This window comes from Brucella pecoris (assembly GCF_006376675.1).
Classification (GTDB): Bacteria; Pseudomonadota; Alphaproteobacteria; order Rhizobiales; family Rhizobiaceae; genus Brucella; species Brucella pecoris.
The window spans coordinates 37,881-49,919 of record NZ_VEWK01000009.1 but is presented as its reverse complement, the minus strand read 5'-3'; the positions used below and the strand labels follow the sequence as shown (position 1 = coordinate 49,919).

Genomic DNA, 12,039 nt, shown 5'->3' with positions numbered 1-12,039 from the left:
TCAGCCAGTCTGCGTGGCAGCGTCAGATGTGGAAAGCTGGATTGCATAGCGGCGCGCCAGAACAGCGCCCACCAAAATCTGGATCTGGTTATAGAGCATGATCGGCAACACGATCATGCCGAAGCCGGGCAGGCCAGCAAACAGGACCTGAGCGAGTGGAAGCCCGGATGCCAGGCTCTTCTTGGACCCGCAGAACACAGCCGCAATCTCATCTTCACGGGTAAAGCCCAACCAGCGCGAGCCAACCATCGTAAGGCCAATCACGCCCGCCAGAAGAACGACGCAAAGCACAATTGCCACGATGAGCCCCGATGGTGGCAGTACCTGCCAGAGTCCGGCGGTGACCGATTGAGAGAAAGCCGAATATATGATCAGCACAATCACCGACTGATCGTAATTCTCCAGCCAGTGCTTGCGCGTCGAAAGGAACGGCCCGAGCCAGCGATGGCTGGCTTGTCCCAGACCGAACGGCAACAGCAATTCAATCACTACATCGCGCAAAGCCTGCCCTAAATCGATAGACCCGGATGAACGCATGAAAATCGTCATCAGAAGCGGCGTCAGCAACAATCCGAAGACATTCGACCCGGCCGAATTGCAGACCGCAGCAGGCACGTTGCCCCTGGCCATGGCAGTGTAGGCAATAGAACTTGAAATTGCCGAAGGCAGAACACCCAAATAGATGAAACCAAGGACCAGGTCAGACGGCAGGATGCTTTCAGGAACGAGCCGCAAAGGCTGCACGATCAACGGGAAAACGATAAATGTCGTCGCGAAAATAAACCCATGCAATTGCCATTGCTTCAAACCCGAAACGATCGCCTTGTGAGACAGGGCCGCTCCGTGGCCGAAAAACAGCAGGGCAACACCGATAGTTCCCAGCATACTGACAATGTCTGCTGCGTTGCCGGTCGCGGGAAAGAGAGTTACCAGAACAACCGCGGCAATCATCAGAATCAAAAAAGGATCAAGGCGCATCTATTCATCCACTATTCGTTCGTCGGCTTGACCGACCGTTGTTTGGGGGGATAGGTCTTTGCGCAATTGGTCTACAAATTGGTATGGATAGCTGCCGGATGACAGATCGCATTCCGACCGCCGAAGCGATGCAACGCATGCGGAAGCTGCTCGTGGAAAAGAATTTCGGCCCGCAGGATAAGATCCCGCCCGAGCGTGTTTTGTCGACGACACTCGGCTGCAGCCGCGAAACGACGCGAAAGGTGCTGCGTCAGCTTGAGATCGAAGGCGCGGTGTGGCGTCATCAGGGCAAGGGCACCTTCATGGGCCCTCCCGAGTCGAACATCGAACGGCCAATAGACCGGATCATCGAATCCGCGTCCGCTCAGGACCTCATGGATGCTAGACTCGTCTATGAGCCAGCCCTTGCCGCGGCGGCGGCCCAACATGCCACGCAAGATGACCTCGCCACCTTGCGCAAGCTTGCTCTGGCGACTGGTACAGCTCGCGATTGGCGGGAATATGAACGTTTGGACGATGCCTTTCACAAGGCAGTTGCGCGCTCGAGCGGAAATGCCCTGCTCGCCGCAATCTTCAGCTCTCTCGCCTCGGTTCGCGGACGCTCAACCTGGCAGCGGAGACATGATGCGATCTTTCGCGAGGCACGCAAGCGTGAATACGCGACCGAGCAAAGCGTGATGCATCTGGCAATCGTCGATGCAATTGAAGCCCAGCAAAGCGACCGTGCCCACCACGCCATGCACACACATCTGGAAGCAATCCGCACGCTGGCCCTTACATCCGGCTGATAAGAGCTACCCGCCGCCAGTGATCGATGGCGACGGGTTTGAAAAATGGCAGTCGCGCCTGATTAGAGACTGTTCACCAGACGGTGCGAAATATTTTTCACGACCGTATAATGATGCAATCCTTCGGCTCCGCCCTCGCGGCCAAGTCCGCTGTCCTTGACACCGCCGAAGGGGGTTTCGGGCACAGACGCTTCGAGCGTGTTGATCGAGACGTTTCCAGCTTCCAGACCCGACATGAGTCGGTCCACATTTTCCGCTGAACTGGCAAAACCATATGCCGCCAGACCGAACGGAAGCGCATTCGCCTTTTCAATGGCCGCATCGAGGGACGCAACCGGATTGATCAGCGCCAGCGGGCCAAATGGCTCCTCCGACATTGCACGGGCATCATCCGGCAATTCAGCCAACGCCGTTGGCGGGAAGAAATAACCATTGTTCTTCAGGCGCCTGCCACCGAAAAGAAGTTTTGCACCTTTGGCTTCAGCATCACCGACCAGTTCTTCCAGCGCCATGACGCGACGATCATTGGCGACTGGGCCCATCTGAACCCCTTCATCCATGCCGTTACCGACGCGGATTGATTGCGCCGTCTCGATGAAAGCAGCAGTAAAACGTTCATAATGGCTTTCATGAACAAAAAAGCGCGTCGGCGATGTGCAGACCTGACCGGAGTTGCGGTATTTACGACGTGCCGAGGCGATACCCGCGACGACCGGATCGGCATCCTCGCAAACGATGACGGGAGCGTGGCCGCCAAGTTCCATCAGCGCTGGTTTCATGTGGCGTGCAGCGATCTCGGTCAGATGTTTGCCAACGACAGTCGATCCAGTGAATGCAATTGCCCGGATTTCGGGACGCGGGATAAGAAATTGCGAAATATCTCCTGGAACACCGAAAACCAGATTCAGCACACCGGCTGGCAAGCCCGCATCTTCGAATGCACGTGCGATATATGTAACCGCCGTCGGCGTTTCCTCGGAAGCTTTCAAGATGATGGAGCAACCGGCAGCAAGAGCCCCCGCAATCTTGCGCGCTGGCTGGCTCATCGGAAAATTCCAGGGTGCGAACGCTGCAACCGGACCGATCGGCTCATGCATAACGATATAACGGATACCGGGTGCACTCGGGATCACACGGCCATAGAAACGAATGCATTCGCCAGCATCCCATTCGAAGAATTCGCAGCCGCGAATAACCTCAAGCCGGGCTTCGGTGATCGGTTTCCCGTTTTCTAGCGTGATCGCACGCGCGATCTCTTCGTGCCGTTCGCGCATGAGCGCCGACGCCTTCATGATGATCGCTGCACGGGCCGCAGGCGCAGTATTGCGCCAGATCTGGTACCCATTCCACGCCGCCTGAAGTGCCGCCTCCAGATCCTCTCGCTCGGCGACTGCAACCTGCCCTATTTCGGTCTCGTCCGCAGGATTGATAATGGGAAGCGTATCGGCGGTCTTGCGCCATTCACCGCCTATGAAAAGCTGCACGTCGGATTTTTGCATCAGAAAGCCTCTGCAATCTAAAAATTCGGGCCCACGCCCAGATCATCGTTACAGTCAGAATGGGATGTTTTAATTCATGCGACAATTCATCTTAAAACTATATATCCATGAGTAATATCACATGAGTTACAATGCGCACTGGTAGGCTTTGCACGTGCGAAACCGCCAGTCGCGTACTGCCACGCGGCTGCAGGATTGCTTTCTGGCATCCAGTCAACCGATGTTGCGAATACCGGCGAGTAGCGCTTGCGACATTTCGGTTTCAGGCGAGCACCAGTCCATCAGAATATTGTAATGGTTCCGGTTTGCCACCTCGATTGCTTTCACCTCTCCACCCGCTGCAGCCCAGCAACCGGCATAAGCGCGCGACTGACGCTTGAAGCCGTCCGCCTCAGCTTGCGACCATGCCACCGTAATCGGACAACCGCGCGCCGGGATGTGCCGTATCGGGCTCAGCTGATGGACATCAGTAGGACTGAGATTCAACCACTCCTGCGGGAAAGTTGCAGCCAGTGGCGCAAGCTCGAAAAGCCCGCTGACCGGCATAGCAAACTTCACAATATCCGACGGCAAACCAAAATCGGCATGCCAGCCTTCCGCAAGAAGCGCACCGGCAAGATGGCCGCCCGCCGAACTTCCTCCAACCGATATCCGGTCCGGGTCGAGGCCGTACTCCCGTCCGTGATGCCAGACGAAGGCAAGAGCAGCACGCACCTCCCGCGTGATTTCCGCGAGCGATACTTCCGGCGCTAGACGATAATCGACAGCAACGGTAGTAATACCTTCGGCTGCAAGCATTGCAGCCATCATGGCGGAATCTTCCTTTGACAGAGCCCGCCAGTAACCGCCGTGAATGAACACGAAAACCGGACTTAGCTCGCTTGGGGAAGGTGGGCCGAAAATATCGATCCGTTGTCCGCTTTCTTCGTCATAAACCACATTGAAATGCCGGCCCCAATCGGCCCGCGGCGTGACACTTGCCTCGCGATAGCGCACCATCTCGGCGGCAAAGGCTTCCGGTGAAACGGTAGCCTTGGCATTGTAATCGCGATCAAGTCGTGCAGGGTTGAAACCTGCTTCTTCAGCCAGTTCTATCATACGTGGAACACGCTAATAACGTTTGCCACATTAGCTGGCTGTTCAAGTGTCGGGAAATGGGTCGTACCAGGCAGCTTCTTAGGCTGGAACCAGGGATTACGCGCCGCAAAATCCACCTGTGCCTGCGTATACTCTGGTTCGAATGGCTGCGAATAAATATGAGTGATTGGTCGGGTTTCGACCATGGCCGCCATGCGCTGCATCGGGCTGCCCCATTTGCGATAGGCTTTGCCGATCTCCCGCCCAGAGCGTGCCCACATTTCATAGGAATAACCCGCCATCTCGTTGTTCACGTGATTGACGATATTGGTATTCTTGGTGTCGCCGATCCAATAATCGAAGAAGCCGGTACGTCCATTCTCCCAGACTTGTCGGTCCTGAATACCGTCGATCAATTCGAAGAAGGTTTCGTTCGGCTGGTTCATGATCCAGTCGATAACGACCGATTTCGGTACGCGGTTGGCCCCCAGCCGATCAGTGACTTCGATATTGGCCCAGCCACCGTGGGAAGTCGAAACTGTAAGGAAGGTCTCAAGTCCCAGTTCGTCAACGAAAGCGACAAGATCGTCGGCTTGCTGGTTGATATCGAAATCGCCGTCGTGTTCGCGATGGTCACCGTGACCGCGCCAGTCGAAGCGGATTACGCGATGATCTTTCGCCAGTTCTGGCACCAGTGACTTGAACAAACGGTGATCCTGGCACCATCCAGAAAGCAGCACGATGGCCGGGCCGCTTCCGGTTTCATCCCATGAAAAAACATTGTTTCCAATTTTCATCGAGTTCATAGAAATCTCCATTGTCCGGTGTTTCAGGCTGCGCCTGTTGGAATATGCAACGCGGTCTTCATACGTTCCGCACCAAGCTGAGCGCATTTCCCGGTAATTTTCAGCACTTGCGACCGTATATCATCGGGCCAGTAATTCATGTCGCCAAGCCGCTCCGCAGTGTCCTGCGTATGTTCGGTCATCGGACGCTCTCGCGCCTCCCAGGCGGCCAGCGCTTTGGTCACGTCCGCATGTTCATCCAGCGCAACGGCCAGCCCCAGCGCGTTCATTAGAGCGCAACCGCCGCCTTGCCCGAGATAGGGCGGCATTGCATGAGCGCCATCACCAAGGATTGCAACTCGCCCCTGGCTCCATGATTTGAGCTTCAGAATATCGAATGCATCCCATCGCCCTGCATCGCCGAAACGAGCGATCAAAGGAGCCAGATGCGGAAAACTTTCAGTCCAGAGCGTCATATCGACAGGCGTGCGATAGGCCATCTCGTCTTCGACCGAAGCGCAAAGCGCTATATAGAGATCGGTCTCACTGGCCGGTGTATAAAGGATACGGCGTGAACCTGAAAAATGCTCAATGTAGCGTGGTAGATCTTCACTTGGTGCATCTGCTGCGTCACGCTTTATCATCATGCGCACGGCTCCATAGCCGAGCGGTTTGCGATACATCATGAGATCGAGTGAATCCCTGACTTTCGAGTTGATTCCATCAGCCCCGATGACCAGATCGGCTGCAAATCGCTCACCGTTGGCCAGTAGCAATTCACCTTCGGGCGTCGCACCGACAGCCTCCGTGCCAGTAACGATCTCGACCCCAGCACCACGCGCAGCATTGAGCAATGCCGTCAACAACGTCTCGCGCAGAATTGTTATGAGACGCGCGGGTCCATTGCCATTAATCGGAATTTCTTCCATCGTTTCATTGAGGTGGTTGCGCGTATGGAACTCCGGTCCCTCATGAGCGCCGATCACGGCCTCATCATAAGCACCTATGGCCTTGAGTACATGCAGGCCATTGCTCCAGATATAAATTCCGGCGCCGAAAGTGCGCAGATTGGGCGAGCGCTCATGCACCCGTACACTCCACCCGCGCTGTGCAAGTGCTGCAGCAGAAGCCAGCCCCGCAATTCCCGCGCCAGCAATCTCTGCGTGACGTTTCGTCATTCCTATTCTCCTCAACCCATTCCCGGCAGAGATTTTCAAGTCCTGCCGACAAAGGAAAGTGAATTCTAACCGCGACAGATATGAGGAAATAGAATATCTGTGGGGAGACATATCCTTGAGGAGGCGATATGGCATTGCTCGCCAACCATCTGACGATCCGGTACATCCGCATCATCGATGCAATCGAGGAGGAGCGCAGTATTGCGCGCGCTGCCGACCGGTTGAACGTTACCCAGTCCGCAGTCACCAAAGCATTACAGGAAATCGAGGCTCTAACCGGATTGCGGCTTTTTACACGCACGAACAGAGGTGTCGTACCAACCCATGCGGGCACTCAGCTAACAACAGATGCCAGGCGGCTCCTTGCGCATCTTATGGTGGCCGAGCAAAATCTTGCCGACCTACGCGATGGCACAGGCGGGCGACTGGCCATCGGAACTCTGCTTTCAGCGTCGGCCGATTTGCTTCCCAGAGCCATCGCCAAAGTCCGTCGCGACAATCGCCGCATCGTGGTCAAAGTCGTGACGGGGACCGATGACGTCTTGATGCCAGCGCTGCGGGCCGGTGAGTTGGACATGGTGATAGGCCGCCTCTCCGAGCGACATGAGCCGGTCAACCTCGTGCAGGAAGTCCTGATTCCGGATAACGCGGTCGTCGTTGTACGCCGCGATCATCCCCTGACGCTGCGCCCCACTCCTCGTCTCCACGATCTGATCGAATGGGATTGGATATTGCCACCCAAGGAAACCAATCTACGCCTTCAGATCGACCGTACCTTCCGCGAGGAAGGCGTGCCACCACCCGCGCAATCCGTCGAATCCGTCTCTCCACTCATCAACAAGGGCCTGCTTTTGCAGGCGGACTATATTTGCGTCATGCCCGCACAGGTAGCGCGGATTGAAGAAGCCTCCGGTCAGCTTGCCATCTTGCCTGTCCAACTTGGTGCCACTTCCGGCTTTCTGGGGATTACCACTCTTCCTGAAAGTAACCGTTCCGCCACTGCAAATCTGTTTATTCAGGCGCTTCGGGAGATTGCACGGACGAGCTAACGACAAGCCTCCTCCCACCAACAATATCTGTGCACCCCATCCTGATATTCCCAAGCTTCATAGCAGTGCGAAGAGTGTTCAGTTTACGGGCTTCAAGTTTCAGCATGAAATGACCGGCAAGACCTCCTGTCCGAAACCGCGCATCCAAGCACGGGACAGAGAAAAGGTCGTGAAGGGCAATCAAGAGAGGAACTTTCATGCTCAAGCTTTCATTGCTTGGTGCTTCGGCACTCTATCTAACGTTGGCCGGGACAGTTGCTGCCTTCGCCAAGGAACCCGTTACTATCGGCATGATCACCACCCTGTCCGGCCCTGCTGGTTACCTCGGGCAGGATATTCGTGACGGTTTCCAGCTGGCAATCGATCAGAATGGCGGTGAACTGGGAGGAAAATCAGTCACGCTCAAGGTCGAGGATGACGGCCTCAAGCCGGGCAATGCCAAGCAGATCGCCGAAGCCATGTTGACCGAACAGGGCGTAAAACTCTTTACCGGCATGGTCTTCGCCAATGTCGCTGGTGCAGCTCTCGCCGATATTCTCGATGAAGGTGGCATCTATGTCAGCCCAAACACCGCCTCTGCCGAATTTGCAGGCAAGGAATGTCATCCAAATTACTTCGTCAGCTCATGGCAGGATGACAGCCAGGGCGAAAGTGCCGGCGCGCTGGCGCAATCGATGAACTATCCATCGGCATTCCTGATTGCTCCTAACTATCAGGCCGGTCGCGAGACGATGGATGCTTTCAAGCGCTTCTACAAGGGCAATATCGTAGGGGAAGTCTATACTCAGATGGACCAGACCGATTTTGCCGCAGAAATCGCCCAAATACGCGCCGCAAAGCCAGCTATGGTCTATGAATTTGAACCGGGCGGCATGGGCATTGCATTTTTGCAGCAATATCAGCAGTCAGGCCTGCTGAAAGAAATCCCGATGGTTGTTCATCCGGCATCGCTCGATCAGGTCATCGTCAATGTGGTGGGAAAAGCAGCCGAGGGCGTGCGGGTGACAAGCCACTGGAACGACGATTTCGACAACCCGGAAAACAAGAAATTCGTTGCAGCCTGGAAAGCGAAATTCGCGGACCGCCCGATCACCTATTATGCTGCACAAGGCTATGACGCAGCGTTAATGATGGGTGCTGGTCTTGCAGGCGTCTCCAGCGATGACATTGATGCCAAGGCGTTCCGCAAGGCATTGCTTTCCGCGCAAATCCCTTCCGTACGCGGGGAATTCAAACTGGGACCAAACCAGCATCCCGTTCAGGACTGGTACGCGCTCGGCGTCGCCGAGAATGCCAACGGCAAGCCCTATCTGAAGACCGAGAAAAAAGTCTTGACCGCGCATGGTGATATCTATGCCGCGCAATGCAAGATGGATGCGGAATAGGATTTACCGAGTAGAAAGCCCCGGCGCTATACGGGGCTTTTCACTTGCGGTAGGCGCATCAAATCACCGTGGTAACAGCCCGGTTCTCAATCAAGCGCACAAGATTAAGTGCCGTCATCTCGGATGATTTCGGATTGGTCGCCAGCGGACCATTTTCGAAACGCAGATGCATCCTGCCGAAAGCGCCTTCGGCAATGATCTCATGTGTGTTGAGGCGCGCTGTTGGATCTGCGACCAATGTGACACGGGTATGATCGATACCAATCCCTGCTAGCGAGGTAATCACGGCGACATTTGCATTTTGCGGAAAGGCATCCGCGGCCTTGCGAGCGGTATCCGTGAAGAAGACCGTGGCTTCACTGATTTCATCGAGCGGTATCAGTTGGGCCGCCGGTGTCCCCTCCCAGGCTTTTGCAGGCTTGATGATGCGATGCTCGACGCTTGCAATCGAAAGTCGGCTTGCTGCCGAAAGCGCATCAATACCGCCCAGCGCGCCGGGTGGAATAATCAGTTTCGCACCACTGGCCGCTGCGACGTCCTTCAGCCTTTGAAACAAAGCATCGTCGACGAAAGCCGATGTCGACGAAACCGCGAAATCCATTCCGGCAGCAAAAGCTGCTTCGCCCCATGGCAAGACGCTGGGGCGGCCTGCCGCCTCCACGACGAGACTTGCACCGGTGGCAGCAAGCTCTGCAGGATCTTCAATAAGCACTGCGCCAGCAGGTATTCCTTCACGAGAAGCAGACCTGTCGCGCACTGCGATGGCACCAATTTTTACACAACTTTTCCGTTCGGCCAGAAGCTCTGCAACCCGCTTGCTGATAGCACCCCATCCAACGAACGCGACTACCTCAGATTCCGACATAGGCGTGCACCTGGTCACGGTCACGATCAAGGTCGGCACTTGTCCCACGCCAGACCGTTCGGCCCTTCTCAACGATATAATGCCGATCCGCCAGCCGCTTCAAAACGGCTATGTTCTTGTCGATCAGGAGGATCGACTGGCCCATTTCGCGCAATTGCATGATGCAGTGCCAGATTTCCGTGCGGATGACAGGGGCAAGACCTTCCGTCGCTTCATCAAGGATCAGAAGATGCGGGTTCGTCATCAGCGCACGCCCGATGGCCAGCATCTGCTGCTCGCCGCCCGAAAGCGTGCCCGCCGTCTGGTCCGCCCGTTCCTGCATGCGTGGGAAAAGCGCATATATCTTGCCAAGATCCCATGGAGACTGCCGCTTGCAGCGGTTCGATGCAGTTGCGACCAGATTTTCCCGCACCGTCAATGTCGGGAAAATCTGCCGTCCCTCCGGTACAAGACCGACACCAAGACGTGCTACTTTTTCCGGGCTGTAGCTGGTCGTGTCGCGCCCTGCGATCTGGACCTGCCCCCCTTTGGCGGTCAGCAGCCCCATCAAAGTGCGTATGGTGGTTGTTTTGCCCATACCGTTGCGGCCCATGAGGGTTACCAGTTCTCCCTCATTGACTTCCAACGAGACGTCAAACAATACTTGCGAATGCCCGTAAGCGGCCTGAAGTCCTTCGATTTTCAGCACAGTTCCTCCTCCCCGCCGAGATAGGCTTCGCGCACAGCTTCGCTTGCCCGTATATCTTCCACGGTACCCGTGAGGATGACGCGGCCATAGACCAGCACCGATATGCGGTCGGCGAGCGCAAACACCGCCTCCATGTCATGCTCGACAAGCAGCATCGAAACCTTGCCGCGCAACCCTTGCAAAAGCTCGATCATTTCCTGGCTTTCAACGTGGCCGAGACCAGCCATCGGCTCGTCGAGAAGCAAGAGCTTGGGCTTTCCGGCCAGCGCCATCAGCAGTTCCAGCTGCTTGCGCCCGCCGCTCGACAGGTCCCCTGCCAGTTTTTCTGGATGATTGGCCAGACGACTTCCGGCAAGGATGGCGTCAACCTCACGCCAGATGGCGCTGCGGCCTTTCAGACTGTCTAGAATCCGGAAATTGTGCCCCTCGCGCGCCTGCACTGCCATAGCGATATTCTGACGCACACTCATATCGTTCAGAAGCGTCGAAATCTGGAATGTACGCCCCAATCCGCGTTCAACACGCGTGGCCCCTGGGAGTTTCGTGATATCTTCTCCCATCAGGCTGATCGTCCCCGATGTCGGCGTCAGTTCACCGCAAAGCTGATTGATGAGCGTGGATTTTCCTGCCCCGTTCGGGCCGATCAGGGCATGGATATGCCCTTCGGTGACGTCGAGCGTCACATGGTCCGTCGCGACCAGTCCGGCAAAGCGCTTCACCAGATCGCGGACCTGCAATATCACAGTCATGCTGGCACCTCCACTTTGCGGTCTTTGCGGAACGGACGGCAAAGCGCGCGCCAGCCGCCGACAATGCCGCCTTTAGTTCCCAAAACGACGACAAGCAGAATGATGCCCAAGGCGAGCTGCCAATGTTCGGTCCAGGAGGCAAGATAGGTCTGGAGGATCAGGAACGCAGCCGCTCCCCAGATCGGCCCGAAGAACGTGCCGACACCACCTAGAATGACCATCACCATCAACTCGCCCGATTTGGTCCAGTGCAGCGTATCGGGGCTCGCAAAACGCATGAAAATGGTGAGAAGTGCTCCAGCCAGACCTGCGCCCATTCCGGCGAGGACAAAGCCATAGAGCTTGTAGCGATAAGTTTCGATCCCCATAGCTGTCATGCGTCGCTCGCTCTGGCGAATGCCCGAAAGCACCGCGCCATAGGACGAATGCACGACCCGCCAAAGGAAGCCAAAATACAGGATCATAGAGACGAGGATGACATAATACATCGTCGTCTTGTCACGCAGGCTGAGGCCAAAAAGATCGTTTGCCCGACGAACGATGATACCATCTTCACCGCCATAGGTTTTGAGCGAAACGAAGAGGAAGAAGAGCATTTGCGCAAAGGCGAGCGTAATCATGATGAACTGCACGCCCGAAGTGCGCAATGCAAGCGCCCCAATGACCAACGCGGCAAGGCCTGCCATCAGCATTGCCGCTGGCACGGTTATCAGGAACTGGTCGGAACCCGGAATAAAGCCGAAAAGCAGTGTCTCCTCAGCGTGGTGAAAATAAAGGATGCCCACGACATAGGAGCCGATTCCAAAGAATGCAGCATGACCGAAGGAAACCATCCCGCCATAGCCGAGGATCAGATTGAGGCTGGCTGCGGCGATAGCATAGATCATAACCCGGGCGACAAGGCTGGACGCGGCAGTCTGACCCAGCGCTTCCGCTCCAAAGGGGAATAATGCAAGCGCCACGCAGCCGAGAAAAACAAACAGAAGACGATATGACAT

The 12,039-nt window shown here is 56.0% G+C and carries 12 protein-coding genes; 3 read left to right on the top strand and 9 right to left on the bottom strand.

The features are described 5' to 3' along the window. Complete coding sequence (locus FIB18_RS16335) at nucleotides 1-978, bottom strand: bile acid:sodium symporter family protein (protein ID WP_140021712.1); 978 nt, start codon at nucleotides 976-978, stop codon at nucleotides 1-3. A 98-nt stretch (nucleotides 979-1,076) separates the two neighbouring features. Between FIB18_RS16335 and FIB18_RS16330 the strand changes: the two genes are divergently transcribed. Further along, the gene (locus FIB18_RS16330; protein ID WP_140021711.1) at nucleotides 1,077-1,766 is read left to right on the top strand and encodes a FadR/GntR family transcriptional regulator; all 690 of its coding nucleotides are present in this window, start codon (nucleotides 1,077-1,079) and stop codon (nucleotides 1,764-1,766) included. Between the two features lie 62 nt (nucleotides 1,767-1,828). On the opposite strand, the gene FIB18_RS16325 is transcribed toward FIB18_RS16330, so the two are convergent. From FIB18_RS16325 to FIB18_RS16310, 4 genes are all read right to left on the bottom strand, one after another. Further along, nucleotides 1,829-3,265, bottom strand: coding sequence for an NAD-dependent succinate-semialdehyde dehydrogenase (locus FIB18_RS16325; RefSeq protein WP_140021710.1), 1,437 nt, complete (start codon nucleotides 3,263-3,265; stop codon nucleotides 1,829-1,831). A gap of 213 nt (nucleotides 3,266-3,478) precedes the next feature. Next, a complete protein-coding gene (locus FIB18_RS16320) occupies nucleotides 3,479-4,363 on the bottom strand; it encodes an alpha/beta hydrolase (RefSeq protein ID WP_140021709.1) in 885 nt (294 codons plus the stop codon). Then, nucleotides 4,360-5,148: an alpha/beta hydrolase gene (locus FIB18_RS16315; RefSeq protein ID WP_140021708.1), complete on the bottom strand. Its 789-nt coding sequence runs from the start codon at nucleotides 5,146-5,148 to the stop codon at nucleotides 4,360-4,362. The genes FIB18_RS16320 and FIB18_RS16315 overlap by 4 nt, the downstream gene beginning before the upstream one ends. 23 nt (nucleotides 5,149-5,171) lie before the next feature. After that, nucleotides 5,172-6,305: an FAD-dependent oxidoreductase gene (locus tag FIB18_RS16310; RefSeq protein ID WP_140021707.1), complete on the bottom strand. Its 1,134-nt coding sequence runs from the start codon at nucleotides 6,303-6,305 to the stop codon at nucleotides 5,172-5,174. Between the two features lie 128 nt (nucleotides 6,306-6,433). On the opposite strand from FIB18_RS16310, the gene FIB18_RS16305 reads away from it, so the two are divergent. Both FIB18_RS16305 and FIB18_RS16300 read left to right on the top strand, forming a co-directional pair. Beyond that, nucleotides 6,434-7,354, top strand: coding sequence for a LysR substrate-binding domain-containing protein (locus tag FIB18_RS16305; protein WP_140021706.1), 921 nt, complete (start codon nucleotides 6,434-6,436; stop codon nucleotides 7,352-7,354). 197 nt (nucleotides 7,355-7,551) lie between these two features. Then, nucleotides 7,552-8,739 (top strand): ABC transporter substrate-binding protein, encoded by a 1,188-nt coding sequence (locus tag FIB18_RS16300; protein WP_140021705.1) that lies wholly within the window; start codon nucleotides 7,552-7,554, stop codon nucleotides 8,737-8,739. A gap of 58 nt (nucleotides 8,740-8,797) precedes the next feature. Here the strand turns inward: FIB18_RS16300 and FIB18_RS16295 are convergent, their stop codons facing one another. Genes FIB18_RS16295 through FIB18_RS16280 form a run of 4 tightly spaced genes read right to left on the bottom strand, consistent with a single transcriptional unit; the run spans nucleotide 8,798 to nucleotide 12,039 of the window. Continuing rightward, nucleotides 8,798-9,604 carry an aspartate dehydrogenase gene (locus FIB18_RS16295; protein ID WP_140021704.1) on the bottom strand — a complete coding sequence of 269 codons (807 nt, stop codon included), beginning with the start codon at nucleotides 9,602-9,604 and terminating at the stop codon, nucleotides 8,798-8,800. Further along, nucleotides 9,591-10,292 (bottom strand): ABC transporter ATP-binding protein, encoded by a 702-nt coding sequence (locus tag FIB18_RS16290; protein ID WP_140021703.1) that lies wholly within the window; start codon nucleotides 10,290-10,292, stop codon nucleotides 9,591-9,593. Before FIB18_RS16290 ends, FIB18_RS16295 begins: the two co-directional genes overlap by 14 nt. Beyond that, nucleotides 10,286-11,041 (bottom strand): ABC transporter ATP-binding protein, encoded by a 756-nt coding sequence (locus FIB18_RS16285; RefSeq protein ID WP_140021702.1) that lies wholly within the window; start codon nucleotides 11,039-11,041, stop codon nucleotides 10,286-10,288. The genes FIB18_RS16290 and FIB18_RS16285 overlap by 7 nt, the downstream gene beginning before the upstream one ends. Then, nucleotides 11,038-12,039 carry a branched-chain amino acid ABC transporter permease gene (locus FIB18_RS16280; protein WP_140021701.1) on the bottom strand — a complete coding sequence of 334 codons (1,002 nt, stop codon included), beginning with the start codon at nucleotides 12,037-12,039 and terminating at the stop codon, nucleotides 11,038-11,040. The genes FIB18_RS16285 and FIB18_RS16280 overlap by 4 nt, the downstream gene beginning before the upstream one ends.

Coding starts and splice junctions, on each gene's coding strand:
- FIB18_RS16325 (WP_140021710.1), bottom strand. CDS start 3,265: ATGCAAAAATCCGACGTGCAGCTTTTCATAGGCGGTGAATGGCGCAAG.
- FIB18_RS16310 (WP_140021707.1), bottom strand. CDS start 6,305: ATGACGAAACGTCACGCAGAGATTGCTGGCGCGGGAATTGCGGGGCTG.
- FIB18_RS16295 (WP_140021704.1), bottom strand. CDS start 9,604: ATGTCGGAATCTGAGGTAGTCGCGTTCGTTGGATGGGGTGCTATCAGC.
- FIB18_RS16320 (WP_140021709.1), bottom strand. CDS start 4,363: ATGATAGAACTGGCTGAAGAAGCAGGTTTCAACCCTGCACGACTTGAT.
- FIB18_RS16305 (WP_140021706.1), top strand. CDS start 6,434: ATGGCATTGCTCGCCAACCATCTGACGATCCGGTACATCCGCATCATC.
- FIB18_RS16300 (WP_140021705.1), top strand. CDS start 7,552: ATGCTCAAGCTTTCATTGCTTGGTGCTTCGGCACTCTATCTAACGTTG.
- FIB18_RS16330 (WP_140021711.1), top strand. CDS start 1,077: ATGACAGATCGCATTCCGACCGCCGAAGCGATGCAACGCATGCGGAAG.
- FIB18_RS16335 (WP_140021712.1), bottom strand. CDS start 978: ATGCGCCTTGATCCTTTTTTGATTCTGATGATTGCCGCGGTTGTTCTG.
- FIB18_RS16315 (WP_140021708.1), bottom strand. CDS start 5,148: ATGAACTCGATGAAAATTGGAAACAATGTTTTTTCATGGGATGAAACC.
- FIB18_RS16280 (WP_140021701.1), bottom strand. CDS start 12,039: ATGTCATATCGTCTTCTGTTTGTTTTTCTCGGCTGCGTGGCGCTTGCA.
- FIB18_RS16285 (WP_140021702.1), bottom strand. CDS start 11,041: ATGACTGTGATATTGCAGGTCCGCGATCTGGTGAAGCGCTTTGCCGGA.